The following is a 22046-nucleotide window of genomic DNA, read 5'->3' as shown; positions in this document are numbered from 1 at the left end:
CACCGTGGAGCGGAAGAAGATCCTGCTGCGGCTTGACCCGGTGGTTCACGACGCGCTGGCCAGGTGGGCGTCCGACGAGCTGCGCAGCACGAACTCCCAGATCGAGTTCCTGCTGCGCAGGGCCCTTTCCGAGGCCGGGCGCCTGCCCGACGGGGTGGAGCGGATGCGCCCGCGCGGGCGGCCGAGGAAGGTGCCGGAGGACGCCGCAGGGGACACCACAGACCAGGAAGCAGATCAGGAAGCAGATCGGGAAGAACGGGAGCGGGCGGATGGAGACGCGAGTGAAGCAGGGTGAGTCACTGACCCGATCGGCCTTCCTGCTGGCCTTCGACCTGCGCAAGGACAGGCTGATCCAGCGGGGCGTGCTGGGCTACCTGCTGCGCGCGGCCGCCCTCGCCGAGTTGCTGCTGGCGGGCAACCTGGCGGACGAGTCGGGCAAGGCGCGGGCTCTCACCGCGCCGGCCGCCGAGCCGGGCTCCTTGCCGGCGGTGATCTGGGAGCAGATCTCGAGCTCGCCGCCCCGCTCGTGGCGGCGGTGGGTGCAGAAGGAGCACGGCAAGGCGGTCGGCGTCGTACGCGACGAGCTGGCGGCCGCCCGGTTGATCAGCGTGGAGCGGCACCGGGTCCTGCTGTTCCCGGTCGAGCGGATCACGCCGCGCAAGGCGTATCTGTCGCGCAGGCTGATCGAGCGCGTCGGCGGGGCCATCCGTGGCGGCCGGCCGGTCGGCCGCCTGGATGACGACGTCCGCGTCCTGGCGGCGCTGGCCACGGCGGCCCGGCTCAGCACGGTCGTTCCGTCCATGCGGGAGACGCGGCCGGACCGGATCCAGCAGCTGTCCGCGCCCGTCGAGCCGATCGCGACCGCGTTGCGCAAGAGCATCGAGGCGGCCCGGTCGTCTTACTCGGCCGGCTGATGGAAGGCGAGGTCCTGTCCGGCCCCGGCTGACGCGCTTACCATGACGTCGGGGCCGAGCACAGGGGGCGTCCATGGCGAGCGACCCGTACGCGCACGTGCAGGAGCTGTGGCAGCGCTATCTCGGCACCGGCGACCGCGCGGACCTCGACGAGGCGATGACCGCGGCCGAGCAGGTGGAGGAGGAGGAGGGCGACCTGGCGCTCCGGTGCGAGCTGCACGCCATCCTCACCTCGATGCTCATGACCCGCTGGCAGCTCGACCGCCGGGACGCCGATCTCGACAGGGCGGCGGTGGCGGCGGAGGCGGCGGACCTCGCGGAGCGCGCCGGGCTGGACGCGGGCCGGCACTGGTACCGCGCCGGGCTCGTCCACCTGGAGCGCCACCACCGCGACCACCTGACCGACGACGCCCGCCTGGCCGTGGCGGCCTTCGACCGGGCGCTCCGGTGGGACCCGGCGGAGGCGGATCACCTCGCCTCCCAGGCCGAGGCGCTGCGCCGGCTCTACGAGGCCGAGCGCGACCTGGCCCTGATCGACCGGGCCGTCGAGCTGCTGCGCGGCGGGCAGGACGCCGCTCCGGTGCGGTTGGGGACCCTTCTGGGCACGGCGCTGCAGGATCGCTGGTCGCTGTCGCGCGAGCCACGCGATCTGGACGAGGCGATCGCCGCGCACGAGGCCGCTCTGGCCGCATCCGGCGGTGAGCGGCCGGCCTGGATCGTCGCCAACCTCGCCAACGCCTTACGCCAGCGGCACACCGTGAGCAGGCGGCGCGCCGACCTCTACCGGGCGCTGGACCTGTACGAGGAGGTGGTCGGCCGCACCCCGGGCGGGCTCGACGGCATGAACGCGCGCGTGCTCAACCACTACGGTCTCGCCTGGCGGCAGCGTTTCCTCCACGAGGACGAGCGCGGCCATCTGGACCGCGCCATCGACCTGCACCGCAGAGCCCTGGCCAAGGCCGAGCCGCCCGACCGGGTGATGTGCCTGAGCAACCTGGCCGACGATCTGTCGCGGCGCCTGTGGGGCGACCCGCTCGGGCAGCTCGCCGAGGCCGTCGAGCTGCTGCGTACGGCCAGGACCCTGGCCCCCGGCGACCTCCAGGTGGCCATGGACCTGGCCGGCCTGTTGCGTCACAGGCACCTGATCACCGGCGCGGAGGCGGACAAGGCCGAGCTGCTGGCCCTGGTGGACGACGTCGTGGCCGGGCTGGGCGAGCGGCATCCGGCGACGGAGGCGTTCCTGAGCGTACGCGCCCAGCTCTCCCGCCCGCGGGTGTCGGTGGAGCGGCTCGCCGACGGCGCGGTCTGGGCCCTGCGCGGCGAGCACGGCGGCCGGGATTGCAGGCTCGTGCTGGTGCCGTCGGAGGGGTTCGCCCTCGCGGCGGCGGACGAGGACCCGTACGCGAGGTTCTTCGCCGACGTCATGACGGCGGCCGGCGAGCTGGCGGACCCGCTGCTGGTGCTCGGCGGGCGGGAGACGACCGTTCATGAATTCCCCGAGGGCGAAGGGCTGGAGGGTGAGGAGCTCGCCGCCGCCGCCCTGGCCGCGACCGAGGCGGCCGCCCCGCCCGCGCGCATCGGAGGGGTGTGGCTCGAGGGGCCGTTCAGACGGCGGCGCGGGAGCCCGCTCGCCTACGTCGTGCGCGCGCTCATCGACGGCACGATGTGGACGTTCGTCCAGGTCACCGACGAGGAGATGAGCGAGTCCCGGTGGGCGCGCATCGGCCCCTACCTGCTGGAGCTGACCGAACTGGCCAGGCGGTCCTACGAGACCGCGGCGCTGATCAGCACCTGGATCGCCGCCGAGGGAATGCCCCTGCTGCCGTACCACCAGCAGCCGGGCTGGACCGCCAAGCGGCTGGCCACGGACGCGTTGACGGCGCTGACCGCGCCGCTCCGGATCAGCGGGCCGTACCGGTTGCGCGGGCTCGGCTATCGGGCGCACCTGCTGACCGGCCACTTCTCGGGCGGCAGGCGGCGCCTGTGCTACGTGGAGCCCGACCCCGGAGCCGCGGACCTCGCCGAGCACGCCCGCCCGCTCTTCCTCAGAGTGCTCGGCGAAGTGCCGGTCACCCAGCCGGAATGGCCGGCCGACCTGATCTGGTCGGAGCTCCCCCAGGGCGACGGCGTGTGGCTGACCGTCCCGATCTCGCCGATCTCCCGCGATCCCCGCAGGAACGCCGAGGCCGTGCTGTACGCGTTCGGCTCGGAGTCGCTGAAGGTCGCCTCGATCGAGGTGCCCGCGTGGGCCACGCGCGGCGGGAACCTGGGCAAGCTGATCAAGAAGTACGGCCTGCGCATGCACGCGGTACGGCCCGCGCCCGGACTGCCGCCCTCGTTGCTGATGACCGAACTGGAGGACGTCTCCGAGAGCCGCGCCTCCGAGCTCGAGTCCGGCCTCTACCTGCGCGAAGCCGTCACCGCGATCGAGCAGGGCCGCCTGCTCGCGGCCTTCCGTTCCTTCGCCTACCACCGCTACCTGGACGACCTCGCCGACCCGGAGACGGTCAGCGGCGGGATCGCCGTCGGCACGCATCTGGCCGGCCTGCTGCTGGACGAGGGCCGGCTCGACTTCGCCGAATGGGTGGCCGCCTGGACCGCCGTCCAGGCCGAGCGGACCGGCGCGCACGACCAGGCCCGCACGGCGCGCAGGCTGGCGGCGGTGGCCTGCGAGTACATGGGCTGGCTCGACGAGGCGGTCACGCACTTCACGGCGGCGGTCGCCAATCCGGCTCCGTTCGCCGACCGCTGGCTTGAGGGACAGCTCAACATGAGCGTCGGCATCACCATCGCGACGACCTTCTCCGACCACGAGCCGGAGCGCCGCTACCTGGAGCCGATGCCGGAGAAGTCACGAACCCTCCTCACGCGCGCCGCCGTCCATCTGGAACGGGCCGCCGAGATCTACGACGGCATCGAAGGCGAAGAGGCGCTGCGGTCCCGGCGCACCATCGAGCTCTACCGGTGGCGGGTGGCCGACCTGCTCGGCGACGGCACCGCGATGGAGCGCCTGGCCGAGCTCAGGGTCACGCCGGGCATCGCCGAGGACGAGGCGCTGCGGCAGACCGGCGACTGGTTCACGATCGCCGCGTTGCGCAGGCAGGCGTACGCCGAGCCGAGCCTGCTCGACCAGTTCGACAGGTCCGCCGCCGCCCACCTGCGCAGGGTGCAGGGGTTCCAGCAGGTCAACGCGGCCAAGCTGGTCCCGATCCTGGCCATGGTCGGCGACGACCGTCAGGCCCGGGGCGACCACGAGGCGGCGATGGAGCTGTTCAGGACGGCGCGGTCGGCGCAGCGCGCGGGCTACGCCGCCCTGGTGCGGCCGCCGCGTCCCGAGGAGACGCACGGCGGGTGGATGGCGATCGAGATGATCGGCCGGCTGGCCAGGTGCGCCGCGGCGCGCCCCCGGCTGCTGGACGAGCAACCCCTGGAGATCGTGCTGGAGGCGGAGAACGCCAAGAGCCGCTGGTTCCTGCGCGACCTGACGATGGGCCTGCCGCATCGCCCGCCCGTGGAACGGGCCGCGGACGAGGCGCCGGGGCTGCCGGTCGAGGCGCTGGCCGATCCCCGCGTCGATCTCGCCGAACGCGAATGGCGCGAGGAGCAGGGCGGCGCCGTCTCCGCGACGCTCGACGAGCGGGCGGCGCACGCGCTGTGGGAACGCCTGCCCGGCGGGACCGCGGTGCTGTCGTTCTACGCGACCAGGAGCGAGACGTTCGTCAACATTGTCCGCGACCCCGCCCGGCCGCCGGTCACGCTGCGCCTGCCCGTCGGCGCGGCGGAGCTGGAGCGGGCCGCCACCCGCATGCAGGCCTACTTCTCCGCGGCCGGGCTCTTCGGCGCCATCGATCCGCAAGATCCCGGCAGGCATCACCGGCGCTTTCTCCGGCCGCTCGACGAGCTGGGCGAGCTGCTCGCGGCGGCCGTGCCGTACCTGGAGGACAGCGAGCTGGTGGTGGCCGTCCCGCACCGGCAGTGGCACAACCTGCCCGTTCACGCGCTGCTGCTGCCGCGGCTCTGGCGGCGCGGCGCCACGCCGGGCTGGACGTACTCCCCCAGCCTCGGCATGCTCGACTTCCTCATGACCCGGGCGCGGGACCGGCAGACGGCGCGGTTCGTGCGCGCGGGCGTGACGACGGCGCCGATGCCCGACGACGACGCCACGGCCATGGCGGCGGCGCACGAGGAGCTGTGCGGGACCCTGCGGGCCGTGTTCCCCGCCGTACGTGCGTCGTTCGGCGAGCAGGCGACGGTGGCGTCCTTCCAGGAGACGAGCCGGTCCGTCGTGCTGCACCATCTGCTCGCGCACGGCGCCTACCGCGACAAGGCGGACATCATGCGGTCCGGGTTCGCGCTCGCCTCCGGTCTGCTGACGGGCCGGGACCTCATCGGGGAGGGCACCCGCGCCGCCCACGTCACCGTCCAGGCCTGCTCGCTCGGCCGCAACGTCACCGGCGGCAGCGACGAGATGTGGGGTCCGACCAGGGCGTTCCTGGCGGCGGGCGCCGACTCGGTGCTGGCTCCGCTGTGGGACGTCGACCTCGCCTCCTCCACCGAGCTGCTCGCGCACTTCTACCGCCGCTGGCTGTGGGACGGCGTGCCCAAGTGGCAGGCGATCACCCAGGCCCAGCACGCGATGTGGCGCGACGACGATCAGCCTGCGTGGCAGCATGTCTACCACTGGTCCGCGTTCAAACTCATCGGAAGCTGAGGTCCGGATGTCCGCGATCGAAAGCCTGCGCGAGGAAGAGGCCGTCCGGGTGTTACAGCACCTGCTGACCGCTTTCGACGAGGAGGAGGAGCCGGCCACCACGCCGCAGGAGGTGCGGGACCGGCTGGAGCGCGACCGCACCTACGTACGCGACCTGGCCGCGGCCCTGGACGTGCGGCCGAGCGCGCGGCCGCCGTCCGCCCGCGAGCTGCTGGCCGAGCTCGCCGAGCTGCCCGATGTCGCGCCGGAGGTCGAGCGCGCGATCGAGCAGGTACGCCGGCGCTCGACGCTGCCCGTCGACGCCGAGACGCTGGCCACCGTCGTCGGCGTGGCCGCGGCCGTGGCGATCATCAGGCCGCGGGTGGAGTTCAGGAAGCAGGAGAAGAAGGACGAGAAGGACCTAAAGGTCGTCGTCGACGTCAGGGGGATGGCCAACCTCGGCAGGGTTCTGCGGATGCTCCTCGACCTGCTGGGCAAGTGAGGCCCGTTCCAGGTCGCGCAGCATCCCGGCGAGCAGTTCGCCGTGCCGGTCGGGGTCCTCGGCCGCGAGGTCGCGCTGCACGGCGATGCCCGCCTCCATCACGGCCAGGCCGTCCTCCGGCAGCACCGTCCCCGCGTTGAAGAGGGCGCCGGCGATGAGCGGCCGGTTGATCCTGGCCACGTGGGGCGGCAGCCCGCCGACGACCGGCGGGATCTCCCGCGCGACCTCGGCGGCCTGCCGTACCCGCCCGGCCTTTCTGAGGGTGCTGGTCAGGTTGCTCAGCACCAGCAGCAGCTTGACCGGATCGCCGGACCTGCGGCGGATCTCCAGCGCCTGGAACAGGCCGGCGAGGGCTTCCTCGTCGCGGCCGAGCCCGCTCAGCGCCAGCGCCTCGTTGGCCAGCGCGCCGGCCAGGTCGGGGCCGTGTTCCAGCGAGCCTCTGAAGAACGTCAGGGCCTCCCGTACGAGCTCCAGAGCCTCCTCGGCGCGGCCCCTCTGGGTCAGCGAGACGCTGAGGTTGCTCAGCGAGGCGGCGAGCGCGGCGTCGTGGCGGCCGGGGTCGTTCCTGGCCAGGACCCGGTTGAGCTCGACCTCCTCGGTGATCACCGCGTGCGCCTCGTCGACGCGGCCCAGGCGCGACAGGCAGATGTAGAGGTTGTTGAGCGCCAACGCCAGCCCTGTCCGCGCGCCCGGCGTGGCGCGGAACAGGGCGACGGCCTCCCCCATCACGGTGGCGGCCTCCTCCACCTGTCCGAGCTCCAGCAGCCGGTAGGCACGTGACCTGCGCAGCTCCGCCGCGTCGGCCGGCGGCCCGCCCTGCTCGGCGAGCGCCGCCATGGTCAGTGGCAGCATCAGGGCCTTGTCGTCGTCGTCGAGCTCCTCGATCGGGGGCAGCAGCTCCGACGGCGCCGTGCCCTGGCGGATCCGCTCGCCCACCAGCTCGGCCAGCGCCGCGTCCACCACCCTGGCGGCGCCGGTCGACGCGGCGTTGAGCAGCACGATCTGCAAGGCCGCGACATCAGCCCCGATCACCGCCCCGAGCCGCACGTCAGGGACCCGCGCCAGGGCGACGAGCGCACGCAGCGCACGCCGTGCCGACAGCTCACGCAGCAGGCGTACGGCCAGCTCGGGCCGCTCCTCCAGCCGGCGGGCCGCCATCCGCCACATGAACGACTCGGGCCAGCCCTCCGGGTAGGCGTCCGCCACCCAGCGCGCCAGCGCGACGCGGACCTCGACGTCGGCGTCCACCAGGCCGGGAACGCGCAGCAGCAACTCGGCCCGCTCCAGTTCCCCGTCCCCGTAGATCGAGCCGTCCAGCACCACGGCCACCGCCAGGGCATCGCGCAGCACCTCGGGCGGCACCGGCACGCCGGGCTCGGGCCAGAGCTCCTGCTCGCGCCGCCACACCTCCCCGCCGACCACCTCGGCCAGCGCGGACTCCAGGGCCTGCGACGGAGTCTCCGATCGCGCGACGGCGCCCGCGGGCACGGGGACCCCGAGCCGCTCGGCGAGCGCCGCCCGGACGGACTGCTGATCGAGTACGGCGGGCACGAGGGTGACGTGCTCGGCGCCTTCCAGCAGGCCCGACTCGTCCCCGCTGACGGCGGAGCTCCACCACAGCCCGAAGGAGCGCGCCAGCACCAGCACCCGCGTCGCCGCGGCCCTCGCCAGGATCTCGGCCAGCCCCACCGGGTCGTGCGCGTCGGCGTCGTCCACGACGATCACCATGCCGTCCGCGTGCTCGGGCGGCTCTTCGCCCGGCCGCGCCCAGACGCAGGGCACCCCCCGCGCCTGCAGCTCGGCCGCCAGCCGCGTCTTGCCCGCCCCCGGCACGCCGGACACCAGGCGCACCGCGCCGGCTTCGCCATCGGTGGCCCATGCGGCCGTGCTCGCCAGCAGCCCGTGGTCGTCGGCGTACGGAACGGCGCGCTGCTCGGGGATCAGCAGGGTGAGCGGGGTGACACGCATACGGACCTCCCGCTGGATTGTTTCACCCCGGATTGTCGGCGAGCACGCAGGCGACGGGCGGATCGAGTTCGAGGGTCTCGACCCGCAGGTGGGCGAACCCGGCCCGGGTGAGCAGATCCTGGAGCTCCCTGGCGGCCCGGGCGGTGGTGTCCCGGGAGGCGCCGGGGCAGCGGGGCTGGCTGACGAGCGCGATGCGTCCCGAGGGGCGGAGCAGGCGGCGCAGCTCGCCGAGCTGGATCAGCGGATCGCCCAGGCGCAGGTGGCACGCACCGCCATCGCCCACGGCCTGGCCTGCCCGCACGAGGACATCTTCGCGTGCGCCAACTTCGCCGGCGGGGTCGCGGCGGTCCTGGCGGGCTGTTCGCTCGAAGAGGCGCACGCGCGGGTTCATCCGCGCCAGACGACGTAGGAGATCTTCAGCGGCGCGTCGCCTTCCGGCACGGCGCGGATCTGGATGGCCAGCAGGTTGTCCTCGTCGGTACGCGCGCACGCCCAGTCGCCGGCCTTCATCCTGCCGACCTCCACCTGGCCGTGGTCGCGGGTGGCGAGCGCGTTCGCGCAGGCGGCGCGGTCCGGGCGGCCGTCGACGGTGGTGATGGGGAGCGCCCCGCCACCGGCCGTCCAGAGCGCGCGATACGGGCTGACGTAGTAGACGTCGCTGGCGTTCGGCCGCACGTCGCCGATCCTTCCGGTCTCGGCGTCGAGGTAGTCCTGATCTTTCAGAGTGGCCTCGGCCTCCCGCAGGACCTCGCCGGCTCCGGTGACGGTCACGGTGGCCGCCGCGGCGCCGGCCGGCGGTTCGTCGAGGTGTTGCTCGATCATCGCACCGGCGACGCCCGCCCCCGTGACGATCAGAATGATCACGACGATGGCGGGGACCCCGACCGGTTGTCCGATGAGGTGGAGCAGGCCGACCACGCCGGCCAGGACCGCCAGCAGGCCCGCGACGAAGATCCATCCTCGCGAGCCGCTGGTGATCAGCTGTGCCACGGCCGCGACGTCGGCGATCGAGCCGAGCCCGGCCAGGAGGTTCGTCCGCACGACGGCGGCGCGCCCGGCGCCGCCGCCGTCGTCGGCCGGTGGACGGCGTTCTGCCTGTGTCTCGTTCATGACAGCCACCGTCCCTCATGCTCGCCGCGCCGTTAAGGGGCTACGGCGCGCGTACGTAGGCGAGGCCGAAGGTGTTGTCGCCAGGAACCCCGGCGGCGGTGTGGCAGTAGACGTACACCGACAGCCGGGGAGGCGCCGAGTAGGAGTCGATCGTGCCGAGGTGACAGTAACCGTCCCCCGGGCCGGTTGCGGCGACCTGCACGCTGTCGCCGGTCTTGCCCAAGGTGTTCCAGGTCAGGCGGTAGTAGCCGACGCCGAGACGGGTGAGCGAGGGCGTCTCCCCGTTGCCGCTGAACGAACGGGCCGCGTCCACGAGGGGCGCGGCCGGGTCGCCGGTCACGCTGACGTAGGCCGCCGGTGTCCCGGCGTCGCGGTGCAGGCCCGCGCCGTCGGTGTAGGAGAGCAGCCACGACGAGTCCGCGGGAGCGCCGGTGCCGATCACGTGGCAGGCGACGGTGATCTCCACCTGGCCGGTTCCCGGCGTGACGGCTGACGGGTTGCACCGCGCCGGGGCGCCGCCGCCGTACGGCGTCACCTGCGCGTAGCCCGCCCCCTCGGCGAACGCCGCTCCTTCGACGGTCACCCGGTAGCGTCCGGTGCTCTCGCGGACGACGCGGTTGACGCCGCCGGCCGAGTTGAACGTGCCGTCGTTGCGGGCCGGGTCGACGGTGGCCGTGCCGGCGGCGCCGTCGTACCGGACGGTGGCGTAGGGGGTCTGCCCTGGGCCCGGGGCGGCGAAGAAGACGGTGAACCACCAGTCCGCCGGCGCGCCGGTCTCGTTGAAGCAGCGGACCTTGATCAGCTTATCCGGGCCGTCGGGCGCGTAGCCGGTGACACCGCAGGTCCGACCCCGGTAGACGGTCCGGTACGGGGTCACGTGCGCGATCCCGGCGGCGGAGGCGATGCCCGGCAGCCGCACCTCGTACGTGCCGGTTCCGGTGTGGACGACGGTGGCCCGCCGGTCGGCCGTGGCGGGATCGAGCCGCCCGGTGCTCCACTGCCACTGCGCGTTGAGCGGTGTGACCGCGCCGATCGGCGCCTCGGACGGGGTCGCCCGGTCCATGTAGGCGTAGCCCCAGCGCGGCTGTCCGCCCGGCGCGGGGGCGGTGGCCGCGACGAGGGCGTCGACGACGCGCCGGCGGTCGCGGGCGATCTCGCCGGTGGTCAGCTCGGTGGCCTCGTCGGCGAGCACGGGCCCGCTGCCCTCGCCCTTGCCGAACTGGAGCTGGATGCTGTTCCAGTCGTCGGCGCCCGCCAGACCCTGGGCGTAGCCGAACGCCTGACCGTAGTCGTAGCCCGGGCCGACCCTGGCCCCGTCGTCGGCACCGGGCACCAGCGCGGCCCGGTCGCCCATCCGCGGCGGGGTCTGGCACCGGGCGTTGCGCCCGGCGAAGATCCGTTCGTAACGGCGCAGGTCGTCGTAGTCGCTGCCGGGTACCTGGGGCAGCAGTTCGGTCTGGGTGCCCTCGACGCACTTCTGGAACTCTCCGTTGATGTCGACATGGACGGAAGGCTCCCCCGGCACCTCGTCGGCGTCCCAGTTCAGCGCGGCCGAGCCGTCGCCCACCCGCAGCGTGCCGCCGTTGTCCCACCAGGCGGCCATGGCGTGGCTGGTGACGCCGATTCCGGTGCGCTCGTCGAGGTCACCGCGGTGGAGACGCGGCAGCTCCCGCCCTGACCAGTCGAGCCTGCTCACGCGGTCCAGGTCCTGGAGCAGCCGGGTGCCTCCGTCGGTGGTCGGCTGCTGGTCCCACGCCTGGATGTCCGGGATGCCGGTGGCCGTGTAGCGGAAGTTCATCGCCGACAGGTAGTTCGGCTTGTAGTTGACCTCGTCGGTGCCGCCGTGCTTGAGCCCGAGGGCGTGCCCGAGCTCGTGGACGAAGGTGCCGCTCTGCACGCGGACGGGCGCGTCGGGCATCGTGCCGAGGGTGACGGCGAAGTCCATCCCGTCGCAGCACCAGCCGCTCTCGTCGGTGTTGTTGTGGCGGTAGCCCCACAGGTTGTAGCGGAACAGCCCGGTCCGGCCGGGTGTGAAGTGCTCGGCCCGGAAGCGACGGAAGGGCGTCTGCCCGTCGCTCCTTTCGAGGTTGAGCGGTTCGGCCCGGCGCTGGGCGGTCACCGGGATCTTGTCGTCGACGTCGACCAGGAGCTGGACGCCGTTCTCGGTCTCGCGCCGGTACGGGCAGACGGCCAGCCTGCCGGTCGGCGCCGCGTCGAACATGGCGACGGCCTCGGCGATGGCCGCGGGGTCGGGTTTGTCGTTGACGTTGTCGTCGATGTGCAGCCAGTCGAGCTCGACGGCGATGGTGGGGCGGCAGGGGTCGGCGCCGTTGTCCGGGAGCCAGGTGTCCACGCGGGCCGAGCCCGGAATGCCGTGCAGTTCCATGCGGTCGCTGAGGCCGTCACGGTCGCTGTCCAGGTCGAGGGTGTGGAAGACCTGGCCGGCGTTCTTCAGGAACTCGTGGAGGTACTCGCCCGCCGGCGCGGCCTGGTTGACCAGCTGGACCCTCGTGCCGTCGTCGAGGACCTGGGAGATCTTGATGGCGGCCAGATCCCAGTTGTCGGCCCCGAGGTCGTCGGCCATGGAGACGTGCTCGAAGGTGAACCCGCCCCTCAGGTCGGCCGGCCTGGCGCACACCGCCAGGTGACCCACCCAGGGACCGAGCCACACCCCGCCCGCGTCGTCGGTACCGCCCCGGTGATAGGGCCGGGGCAGCACGCCGTCACCCCCTGCGCCGTTCCAGTCGTCGAACAGGAACGGCTGCCCGCCCAGACTGATGTGCTCGAAGGAGTCGTCCCGGATGCCCCAGAAATCCCTGGAACCGGTCTTGATCCGGAACTCGACCTTGCAGATGCTGCGGGACGGGTCGGCGGGAGGGTCGGCCGGAGACCCCACGTCCACCGGGACCGTGAAGGTCTGGTCGGCGTTCTTCAGGAACTCGTGCAGGTTCCCGCCCCCCGGCGGGGCGAGGTGGACGAGCTGGGTCTCCGTCATGTCGTCGAAGATCTGTACGATCCTGATCTCGGCCAGCCGCCAGTTGTCGGCCTCGATGTCGTCGGCCAGGGAGACGTGCTGGATGGTGAACCCGTCCGCCAGGTCGGCCGGGGTGGCGCACACGGCCAGATGGCCCACCCAGGGATCGAGCCACACCCCGGCCCTGTCGCCGGTGCCGCCCCGGTGGTAGGGCCGGGGCCGGACGTTGGGGCCCGCGACGCCGTCCCAGTCGTCGAACAGGAACGGCTGCCCGCCCAGAGTGATGTGCTCGAAGGAGTCGTCCCGGATGCCCCAGTTCTGCCCGGTGCCGGTCTTGATGTGGAACCTCACTGTGCAGATGTCGCCGGGGGCGGCCCGGGCGGCCGGGAATCCGATGCCCGCGAAGGCGAGGGTCAGGATCAGGGCGGCCAGGACACGCCCGCAAGAGAGTCGCACGGGCCCGACGGTAGGGAGTTCCCGCCGGTCGGCCGAGTGCTGCCGCTTTATCCGTACAAGTCCGTACGCGTGCCCGGCCCTTCAGCAGGGCCGGCGGAAGGGCAGGCCGGCGGGGAGATAGGTGGCCCACTCGGCGGGAGTCAGGGGCGGATGGGCGAGAGCGCAGATCCTGCGGGCCGCGCGTTCGGGGTCCACCTCCCAGAGCCGGACCGTCGAGTCCTCGCCGCCGGTCGCGACCACGCGCCCCCCGGGGACGTAGGTCAACGTCTGGACCCGGCCCTGATGGCCGGTGAGCAGGGCGGTCACGCGGACGGCACGCGGATCGGTCAGGTCCCACAGGCGTACGCCGCCGTCCAGGCCGGCGGTGGCGAGCGTGTGCCCGCCGGGGCCGAAGGCGACCCCGGTGACCGCGTCGGCGTGGCCGGTGAGCGTGGCGATCGGCCGGGCGTCCCGCGGGCCGGTCAGGTCCCACAGCCGCACGGTGCCGTCCAGGCCGGCGCCGGCGAGGATGCGGCCGTCCGGGGAGACGGCGACGCGGGTGACGGCGCCGGTGTGTCCGTTCAGCGTCGCCGGGTCGCGCGGGCCGGCGATCCGCCACAGCCGGATGACGGCGTCGGCGCCCGCGCCCGCCAGGAACTGGCCGTCCGGGCTGAAGGTGATCGTGTCGGCCGGGCCGTGGAACGTGGTGACGTGGACCGGGCGGCCGGACACCTTCCACAGGTGGATCACGCCGTCGGCGTCCGCGGTGGACAGCAGGTCGCCGCGGGGCGCGAAGGCGACCGAGGTCAGGTTGCCCTGGTGCCGCGTCAACGTCGCCAGGGTCCGCGGGCGGCGGGGGTCGGCGAGGTCCCACAGCCTGACGGTGCGGTCCTGTGCGCCGGTCGCGAGCAGCCGGCCTCCGGGGTGGAAGGCGGCCGCCGTGATGTTGTCGGTGTGACCCGTCAACGTGGCGAGAGGCACGGGTCCGCCGGGAGCGGCGAGGTCCCAGACGCGGGCGGTGCGGTAGCTCCCCGCGACGAGAAGCCGGCCGTCGGGGCTCGCGGCGAGCGACTGCACGGGGCTGCTGTGCCCGCTCAGCACCGAGGTCCGCAGGTCCCACAGCCGCACCGTGGTGTCCTTGCCTGCCGTGGCCAGGCTCCGGCCGTCGGGGCGGAAGGCCACCGAGTACACCACGTCGGAATGGCCGCTGAGGACGAGTGGTTCGCTCGCGAACGCGGGGTCGGTCACGTCCCACACGCGGGCGGTGCGGTCGTAGCTGCCCGAGGCCAGCGTCCGTCCGCCGGGGGCGAAGGCCAGGGAGACGATGCCGTTCTGGTGCCCGGTCAGCACGCCGAGCGGCCGGGGCCGGTCGGGGCGCCGCAGGTCCCACAGCCGGATGGTGTTGTCGAACCCGCCCGTGGCGAGGACCTGGCCGTCCGAGGTGAACGCGGCGCACAGGACCCGGTCGCCGTGGCCTTCGAGGGCGGGCAGGGCGCGCGGACGCCGGGGGTCGCTGACGTCCCAGACCCGGACGACCGCGTCGGCCGCGGTGGTGACCAGGACGTTCCCTCCCGGGGAGAAGACGGCGGAGGTGAGCTGCTCCGCGTAGCCGGAGAGGGTGGCGAGCCTGGTGGCCCGGCTCGGGTCGGACACGTCCCACAGCCCGACCGTGCGATCGTGGCTCGCCGTCGCCAGCAGGCGGCCCCGGGGATCGAAGCCCACCGTCCGCACGGTGTCCGTATGGCCGCTGAGCACCGCGAGGGGACGCGGCCGGCGGGGGTCGGCCACGTCCCAGAGCCGCGCGGTGCGATCGGCGCCGGAGGTGGCCAGGACCCGGCCGTCGGGACGGAACACGGCCGAGGTCACCCCGTCGGTGTGGCCGGAGACGCCGCCGATGGTCGCGAGGGGTACGAAGCGGTGCGGGTCGGCGACGTCCCACAGGCGTACCGTGCGGTCGGAGGCCGCCGTGGCGAGGGTGCGGCCGTCGGGGGTGAAGGCCGCGGCGTAGGCGGAGGCCGTGTGGGCGGTCAGCCGGGCGGCGTACGGGACGGCGGGCGCCGACAGGACGCCGCCGCGCGCCTCCGGGGTGTCGGCCAGACGGTAGGCGGCCAGGCTCAGCTGCGCGGACAGGGCGGGGTTGGTCGCGCGCAGGGCGGCGGCGTCGCCCGCGAGCCTGCGCGACAGCGCCTCGTCGCGCTGGCGGACGGCGGCCTCCTGAGCCCGCGAGGCGGCCACGGCCGCCACGGCGGCGATGACCACCAGGGCCGCCAGGGCGGCGATGGTCCGGTAGAGGCGGCGGGTACGGCGACGGACCTGACGGCTCGAAGCCCGCAGGAAGTCGGCCATGGTCGGCGTCACGTCGGCGGGGTGCCGCTGCGCCCACTCCTGGGCGGCCAGCAGCCGCGCGCCCCGGTAGAGCACGTCGGGGTCGTCCCGCTCGTGCCGCCAGGCCTGGGCGTCGGCGGCGAACCTGCGGCTGAGCAGCAGGGCGGCGCGATCGGCGGCCAGCCAGCCGGCGAGCAGGGGCCACGCGGACAGCAGGGCCTCGTGGGTGATCTCCACGGTGTCCTGGTCGAGGGTGAGCAGGCGCTGGTCGACGTACCGCAGGAGCACCTCGGTCATGGCGGGCCCGGGGGACGGCAGATCGGCCGTGGGGACCCTGCGGCGGGTGTCGGCGGCGTCGGCGGAGACGTGGACGAGATGGAGGAACAGCCGGCGGGCCAGTTCACGCCGGTCGGCGGGAAGCTCCTCGTAGATCTCGGTGGCGCTGGCGGCGACGGCCCCCTCGATGCCGCCCGCCTCCTGGTAGCCGGCCACGGTCAGGCCGCGGCCCTGGTCGTTCAGCCAGGTGGCGTAGAGCGCGTGCGACAGCAGGGGCAGCACCCCGGCGTCGTGCGCCCGGCCGGCTTCCCGCAGCAGCAACTCGACCAGGGCCTCCTCGATGGCCAGGCCGGCCTTGCGCGCCGGTTCCACAATCGCCTCGCGCAGTTCGTCCCTGGTCATCGGGCCGACGGCCACCTGCCCGTGCTGCGCGGCGGCCGCCAGCGCCGGGAACCGGAGCAGGTGACCGTAGAAGTCGGCGCGCAGCCCGGCGACCACGACGGCGCCGCCGGCCGCCGCGTCCGCCAGCGCGGCCACGAACGCCTCCTGCGCGGACTCGTCGGTGGTGAAGATCTCTTCCAGCTGGTCGACGACGAGGACCTCCCCCGCGCGGCCCTCGATGACGGGCCGGCCGGCCGGGGTGCACACGGTGACCGTACGTCCCTGTTCGCGCAGCGCGGCGACCAGCCCGGCCCGCAGCAACGAGGACTTGCCCGCCCCGGACGCGCCGACCACGAGCCGCAGCCCGCCCCCGTCCAGGTCGGTGACGGCGCGTACGAGCCGCTCGGTCAGGGCGTCCCGGCCGAAGAACCACGCGGCGTGCTCGGCCTGGAACCCCGCCAGCCCTCGGTACGGCTCGACGCCTCCTCGCCGGCGTGAACGGCTGCGCCGCACGCGTTGCCAGGCGTCCACCCACTCGGTGATCCTCGTGGCTCCGCAGACCGCCAGGACCCGCTCGAACGTGTCCCTCAGGGCCGGCGAGGGCAGGCCCTGCCCGGCGAACCAGTCGCCGATGGTGCTGTGTGCGCCGGGGCTGCGCGCCAGCGTCGCGACCTGGCGGACGGTCAGCCCCGCCCGCTCGCGGAGCACGGTGAGGTCCCGCGCGAAGTCCTCCCTGTCGCGGATCCGGCCGGGATCCGGTTCCGCCCCGTCCTGACCCACAGCGCGCCTCCTCGGAGAGACCGTCTCGCCATGTAGTCCGCCGCGGGCCACCGAAAGTTACAGATACGAAGGACGTTCCGGTCAGGGCTCGTCACCCTCGGTCAACGCCCGCAGCACCTTGGCCTGCTCGGCGCCGATGCCCTCGGCCCGCATCCGGGCCGCCTCCTCGCCGGTGAAACCCGCCGCACGCCAGTCCGCCACCTCGTCGATCGGCACTCCGGCGCGCCAGAACCCGGTCATGAGGGAGATGGCGTCCTGCCCCGAGGCGAGCACGCGTCCGGCCTCGCGGGCGGACAGGCCGAGCGCCTTGAAGAGCTGTGCCTGTCCCGCCTCGATGTCGCGTTCGGCCCACTCCACCGCGGCGGCCCCCGTCCAGCCGACTTCGACGTAGGCGCGTGCCCGGCCCGCCGGGATGCCGGCCCGCAGGAGCTCCCGCATGCTGCGGGAGCGTTCCTCGTCGGCGAACGCGCCGCCCGGCTTCCCGCCCCGGTGCAGCAGCCGCCACAGCAGGCCGCGCGGGTGCGGGCGCTCCCCCGCGAGGTGCCGGTCGGCCGCCTCCTCGGGCGGATAGCCCAGTTCGCGCCACCGCACCGCGTCCCGTGGCGTCATGCCGGCCCGCAGCCACAGATCCACGGTGTACGGGGTGGCTCCGGCGGTGCGCCACGCTCGCGCGTCGGCCGCGGTGTAGACGCCGGATCCGCGCCACCGCTCCGCGTTGCCGATCGAGAAGCCGTCCTCGATCCACCGCCGGGCCTCGGCGATGGTGAAACCACGTCGCCGCCACTCGTGCAGCGGCTCCGGGCCCGGCTCGTCGGCGTAACCCGTCGTCATGACGCTCCTCTCGCCGGCGTCCGCTGCGGGACGCGGGCCACGGACGCCCAGCCGGGCGCGTGCCCGCCGTCGCCGATCAGGCAGACCACCACGTGCGCGGGAGGGCGCCGCTCAGGCCACGGCGTCTCGCCGTCGGTCAGCACGATGACCAGGTCGGGCCGGGGCCGCAGGGCCATCGCCGCGGCGATGCCGGCCCGCATGTCGGTGCCGCCGCCGCCGACGAGTTCGATGTCGCTCGCCCGGCGTACCACCTGGACGGGGTGCGGGTGGACGTCGCAGCAGAACGCCCGCAACCTCCGGCCGGGACCGGCCACGCCGTCGATGATCCCGGTCACCTCGGAGAGCAGCCGGTTCAGCACGTCGTTGGTGACACTGCCGGAGGTGTCGATCACCAGCACCGTGTCGGGGACCGCGCGTACCATCGACGGCGGCACGATGCCGGCGTAGGCGCCGGCGCGGCGCGACGGGCGGCGATAGCTGAAGTCGACCTGCCCCGCCACCGTGCTCAGCCCGCGCCGGATCACCGCGCCCAGGCGGGCCCGCCAGTTCACCGAGGGGCGCAGGCGCTCCTCGGCCCAGCGGCGCCATCCTGACGGCAGCTCGCCGCGCGCGCTGATCCGGTCCTCGATGCCGGCCGCGATGGAGCGTTCGAGCAGTTCCCGGTCGAGCTGCGTGAGCCCTTCGCCGGAGCCGCTGTCCTCGTACGTGCGATCCCGCCCGTCCACGGCGCTGCCGCAGTCGATCGCCTCGGCCAGTGCCCGGCCGCCGCGGCCCATCGCGCCGGCCAGCACGTCGAGCATGGGCACGTACTCCTCCGCGGTGCGGTGGGCGGGAAGGCCGAGCTCGGCAGGCGACAGCACGCCCGCCGGGCCGCGCAGCTCCTCGGCCTCCAGGTCGTCGTTGATCTCGGCGTCGGCGGCCTGGTTCCAGCGGTGGGCCTCCTCGTCGCGGACCGCGCCGGCGGCAGGCAGGCCGGCAGGGCTCACCTCGTGGCCCGGCTCCGGCCGCACCGGCGAGCGGGCCGCGTGCCCGCGCACCAGATGACCCACCTGGTGCAGCATCCACCAGCCGGCCTCCTCGACGGGGGTCGCCAGCGCGGTGCCCGGTTCCACGTACAGGTTCCACCGGGTGTCGGCGGGGAAGGCGCGGAAGCCGGGGTCGGCGACGGGCGCGCCGGTGTCCTCGTCCAGGGCCGGTTCCAGGATGACCGGGTTGAGGGCGAAGACGGCCGAGGCGAGGTACGGCGCCCGGTGCGCCGCCCACAGCCGCGCGGCGGCGATCCTGGCACGCACCTCGTCTTCCCAGGCGGGAGCGCGGTCGGCGGTCATCGCAGGAGTCCCGCCGAGCGCAGCACCGGCGCGAGTTCGAGCATCGCCTCGGGCAGGGTCGCGCCCTCGGGCCGGGAGCGGGCCAGCGACCGGGCCGCGGTCGCCGCCACGTCCGGCGCCGTGCGCGCGACCCGTGCCACCACCGCCCACGCCCGCTCCCACGTGTCGGTCGTGCCGTCCGACCGTACGTACGCCACCACCGCGCCGAGCAGGGCGTGCAGCCGGTCGAGCCGCTCCGGCAGGCGTGCCCGCGGGTTGTCCAGCAGCGTCCGCGGATCGGGCAGGTCGAGGTTGCGGCGCCAGGAGAGCAGCTCGAACCCGGCCGCCTCGCCGACCGCGCCGACCACCAGCTCGGCCAGGACCGGCTCGCCGGCGCCCAGGCGCTCGCACGCGGCGACCGCCCGTGCGGCCATCTCCCAGCTACGGGGGCTGGGCCAGCCGCGGCCCGCCTGGTCCGGGCTGCCGGGCACCGCCAGCACGAGTTCGGGCCGCACCCGCAGGAACGCCCCGACCAGCGCCCTGGCGTCGGCGGGGCCGGCCGGATCCTTCAGGTCGAACTCCGGCACGGGAAAGCCTCCGGCGAAGCCCTCGGCGACGTCCTCGGCCGAGACCGTCCAGTTCAGGTGGATGAGCCGGTTGGCCAGCGGCGCGGACAGGTCCCAGCCGTCGGCGGCCTGGTCCGGCGGGTTGGCGGCGGCCACGATCCGCACCTCGTCCGGCAGCACCAGGTCGCCGACCGTGCGCTCCAGCACCACCCGCAGCATGGCGGCCTGCACGGCCGGTGGCGCGGTGGTCAGCTCGTCGAGGAACAGCAGGCCGCCGCCCCCGGCGGCGAGCCGCTCGGCCCATCGCGGCGGCGCGAACCAGGTGCCGCCGTCGCGCAGCACCGGCAGCCCGGAGAAGTCGCTGGGCTCGCGGATCGAGCCCACCACCACCTCGACCGGCAGCCCGACGGCCGCGCCGAGCGCGGTCACCGCGGACGTCTTGCCGGTGCCCGGCGCGCCCCACAAGATCACCGGCAGGTTGGCCGTCACCGCGACCGCGAGAGCGTCTCGTGTCACTGATGCCGCCGTCGTCATCGCCGTCATCATCGTCCTCCTCGCCGGCCGCCCGGACCGCTTCCGGGCAGCACGCATCGGAACGTCGAGCCTTGATCGCCGACGTTCGGTGTGGTGTCCGTCTGCTAGTCCTGGGCGCGGAACAGGCCCCGGCCGCCGTGCTTCTTGTGCACCGCCTGCTTGCTGAGGCCCAGAGCGGCGGCGATCTCCGTCCAGCTGTGGCCCTGGGTACGGGCCCGGCGGACCGCCACCGCCTCCATGCGCGCCAGCTCGCGGCGGAACTCGGCGATGGCCGCGAGCGAGCTGATCGGGTCGTCGGCGTTCACCGCTCGGGTGAGCGCCGCGATGGGGTCGTGCTCCATGGCGTCATCTTAGGTTGACGATCGCTCGCACGTCAACCAAAGATGACGTCGTCGCCGTTTCCCCTACGGCCGGTCTCCGGCCTTGTCGACGACCTCGGCCGTCATCCGCGCGCTCCACACCAGAGGAGTGCCCGCCTTGACGGTGCGTGTCGCGCCGCCGGGAAGGTCGAAGGTGCGATCCGCGACGCTCTCGCTCCATCACCGGCGGAACGCCGCTGGTCGAGCCGTTCCGAAGCGGTCAGTCGCTGGGCAGGATGCGTACGGCGCCCTTGTCGGCGGACTGGGCCAGGGCCGCGTACGCGCGCAAAGCCGTCGAGACGGGTCGCTGAGGGCGGCGCGGCCGGTGACTCGAGCCCTCGCGGCGGGCGGCGAGCTCCGGCTCGGGCACCTGGAGGTGCAGGGTACGGGCCGGGATGTCGATGGTGATCAGGTCGCCGTCGGTGACGAGGGCCAGCGGTCCTCCGGCGGCGGCTTCGGGTGAGACGTGGCCGACGGACAGGCCGGAACTGCCGCCGGAGAAGCGGCCGTCCGTGACGACGGCCACGGAGTGGGCGAGGCCCCGGCCCTTGAGGTAGGCCGTCGGGTACAGCATCTCCTGCATGCCCGGACCGCCGCGCGGACCCTCGTAGCGGATGACCAGCACGCTGCCCGGACGCACCCGCCCGGACAGGATCGCCTCCACCGCCTCGTCCTGGGAGTCGGTGACCACGGCTTCGCCGGTGAACACGGTCATGCCGTCGGGGACGCCGGCGGACTTGACCACCGCACCGTCCGGAGCCAGATCGCCCCGCAGTACGGCGAGCCCGCCGTCGGCCGAGTAGGCGTGGGCGGCGTCGCGGATGCAGCCCGCGGCCGCGTCCAGGTCCAGCGACTCCCAGCGGGCCGACTGGGAGGAGGCGGACGCGGAGCGGACACCTCCCGGAGCGGCCAGGAAGAGGCCGGTCGCCTCCGGGGAGGGCGAGGGGCCGCGGACGTCCCAGCAGGACAGCCATTCGGCGAGCGAGCCGGCGTGGACGGCCCGGACGTCCTCGCGCAGCAGCCCGGCGCGGTGCAGCTCACCCAGCAGGGCGGGGACGCCGCCGGCCCGATGGACGTCCTCCATCAGGTACGCGCTGCTGGGGGCCACCTTGCACAGGCACGGCACCTCGCGCGAACGCGCCTCGATGTCGGACAGACCGTAGTCCAGCTCGGCCTCGTGAGCGGCGGCGAGCAGGTGCAGCACGGTGTTGGTGGAGCCGCCCATGGCCAGGTCCAGCGCCATCGCGTTGTCGAACGCCGCCCGGGAGGCGATCGCCCGGGGCAGCACGGTGGCGTCGTCCTTGCCGTAGTACCGCTCGGTCAGCTCCACGACCGTCCGCCCGGCCCGCTCGTACAGGGCCCTGCGCGCGGTGTGGGTGGCCAGGGTGGTGCCGTTGCCGGGCAGGGCCAGCCCGAGAGCCTCGAGAAGACAGTTCATGGAGTTGGCCGTGAACATCCCGGAGCACGAACCGCAGGTCGGGCAGGCCGCCTCCTCGATGGCCGCCATGTCGGCGTCGGATACGGCGAGGTTGACCGCCTCGGACGTGGCGGTGATGAGGGTCAGGCCGGTACGGACCGTGCCGTCGGACAGCACCGCCCGGCCGCCCTCCATGGGGCCGCCCGAGACGAACACCGTGGGGATGTTCAGCCGCAGCGCGGCCAGCAGCATCCCCGGGGTGATCTTGTCACAGTTGGAGACGCAGACCAGGGCGTCCGCGCAGTGCGCCTGGACCATGTACTCGACGGAGTCGGCGATCAGCTCCCGCGAGGGCAGCGAGTACAGCATCCCCGCGTGTCCCATGGCGATGCCGTCGTCGATCGCGATGGTGTTGAACTCCCGCGCGATGCCGCCCGCCGCGCCGATGGCCTCGCCGATGATCCGGCCTACGAGCTGCAGATGGGTGTGACCGGGGACGAACTCGGTGAAGCTGTTGGCCACCGCGATCACCGGCTTGACGCCGATGTCCGCGCCGGGCACGCCGGAGGCGCGCATCAGGGCGCGCGCCCCGGCCATGTTCCGGCCATGGGTGACGGTGCGGGATCTCAACTGTGGCATGCCCCGATCCTCGCGGCGCGCGGGCGTACCGCGAAGAC

The 22046-nt window shown here is 74.0% G+C and carries 14 protein-coding genes; 4 read left to right on the top strand and 10 right to left on the bottom strand.

Annotated features, from left to right (window positions below):
* Positions 1-4 precede the first annotated feature (4 nt).
* From SMD20_RS46580 to SMD20_RS46565, 4 genes are all read left to right on the top strand, one after another.
* The gene (locus SMD20_RS46580) at positions 5-295 is read left to right on the top strand and encodes a hypothetical protein (RefSeq protein ID WP_442942649.1); all 291 of its coding nucleotides are present in this window, start codon (positions 5-7) and stop codon (positions 293-295) included.
* Complete coding sequence (locus SMD20_RS46575) at positions 282-914, top strand: GPP34 family phosphoprotein (RefSeq protein ID WP_329594102.1); 633 nt, start codon at positions 282-284, stop codon at positions 912-914. The genes SMD20_RS46580 and SMD20_RS46575 overlap by 14 nt, the downstream gene beginning before the upstream one ends.
* 73 nt (positions 915-987) lie before the next feature.
* The gene (locus tag SMD20_RS46570; RefSeq protein ID WP_329594100.1) at positions 988-5625 is read left to right on the top strand and encodes a CHAT domain-containing protein; all 4638 of its coding nucleotides are present in this window, start codon (positions 988-990) and stop codon (positions 5623-5625) included.
* 7 nt (positions 5626-5632) lie between these two features.
* Positions 5633-6106, top strand: coding sequence for a hypothetical protein (locus tag SMD20_RS46565; protein ID WP_329594098.1), 474 nt, complete (start codon positions 5633-5635; stop codon positions 6104-6106).
* On the opposite strand, the gene SMD20_RS46560 is transcribed toward SMD20_RS46565, so the two are convergent.
* The 10 genes from SMD20_RS46560 to ilvD form a co-directional block, all read right to left on the bottom strand.
* Positions 6026-8074, bottom strand: a complete 2049-nt coding sequence (locus tag SMD20_RS46560; protein ID WP_329594096.1) for a tetratricopeptide repeat protein — start codon at positions 8072-8074, stop codon at positions 6026-6028. The genes SMD20_RS46565 and SMD20_RS46560 overlap by 81 nt on opposite strands.
* 22 nt (positions 8075-8096) lie before the next feature.
* Complete coding sequence (locus SMD20_RS46555; protein WP_329594094.1) at positions 8097-8375, bottom strand: hypothetical protein; 279 nt, start codon at positions 8373-8375, stop codon at positions 8097-8099.
* Between the two features lie 86 nt (positions 8376-8461).
* Positions 8462-9184: a hypothetical protein gene (locus tag SMD20_RS46550; RefSeq protein ID WP_329594092.1), complete on the bottom strand. Its 723-nt coding sequence runs from the start codon at positions 9182-9184 to the stop codon at positions 8462-8464.
* 40 nt (positions 9185-9224) lie between these two features.
* Positions 9225-12614, bottom strand: a complete 3390-nt coding sequence (locus SMD20_RS46545) for a hypothetical protein (protein ID WP_329594091.1) — start codon at positions 12612-12614, stop codon at positions 9225-9227.
* Positions 12615-12695: 81 nt separating this feature from the next.
* The gene (locus SMD20_RS46540) at positions 12696-16355 is read right to left on the bottom strand and encodes an nSTAND1 domain-containing NTPase (RefSeq protein ID WP_329594090.1); all 3660 of its coding nucleotides are present in this window, start codon (positions 16353-16355) and stop codon (positions 12696-12698) included.
* Between the two features lie 81 nt (positions 16356-16436).
* The gene (locus tag SMD20_RS46535; RefSeq protein WP_329594088.1) at positions 16437-17186 is read right to left on the bottom strand and encodes a hypothetical protein; all 750 of its coding nucleotides are present in this window, start codon (positions 17184-17186) and stop codon (positions 16437-16439) included.
* The gene (locus SMD20_RS46530) at positions 17183-18514 is read right to left on the bottom strand and encodes a vWA domain-containing protein (protein WP_329594087.1); all 1332 of its coding nucleotides are present in this window, start codon (positions 18512-18514) and stop codon (positions 17183-17185) included. The genes SMD20_RS46535 and SMD20_RS46530 overlap by 4 nt, the downstream gene beginning before the upstream one ends.
* Positions 18511-19575, bottom strand: a complete 1065-nt coding sequence (locus tag SMD20_RS46525) for a MoxR family ATPase (protein WP_329594085.1) — start codon at positions 19573-19575, stop codon at positions 18511-18513. The genes SMD20_RS46530 and SMD20_RS46525 overlap by 4 nt, the downstream gene beginning before the upstream one ends.
* 122 nt (positions 19576-19697) lie before the next feature.
* Positions 19698-19934: a hypothetical protein gene (locus SMD20_RS46520; protein ID WP_329594083.1), complete on the bottom strand. Its 237-nt coding sequence runs from the start codon at positions 19932-19934 to the stop codon at positions 19698-19700.
* A gap of 238 nt (positions 19935-20172) precedes the next feature.
* Complete coding sequence (gene ilvD / locus SMD20_RS46515) at positions 20173-22008, bottom strand: dihydroxy-acid dehydratase (RefSeq protein WP_329594081.1); 1836 nt, start codon at positions 22006-22008, stop codon at positions 20173-20175.
* Positions 22009-22046: the final 38 nt, after the last annotated feature.

This window comes from Nonomuraea sp. LP-02 (assembly GCF_036289125.1).
GTDB lineage: Bacteria > Actinomycetota > Actinomycetes > Streptosporangiales > Streptosporangiaceae > Nonomuraea > Nonomuraea bangladeshensis.
The sequence above is the reverse complement of the archived record's forward strand: the minus strand, read 5'-3'. Positions and strand labels throughout refer to the sequence as shown.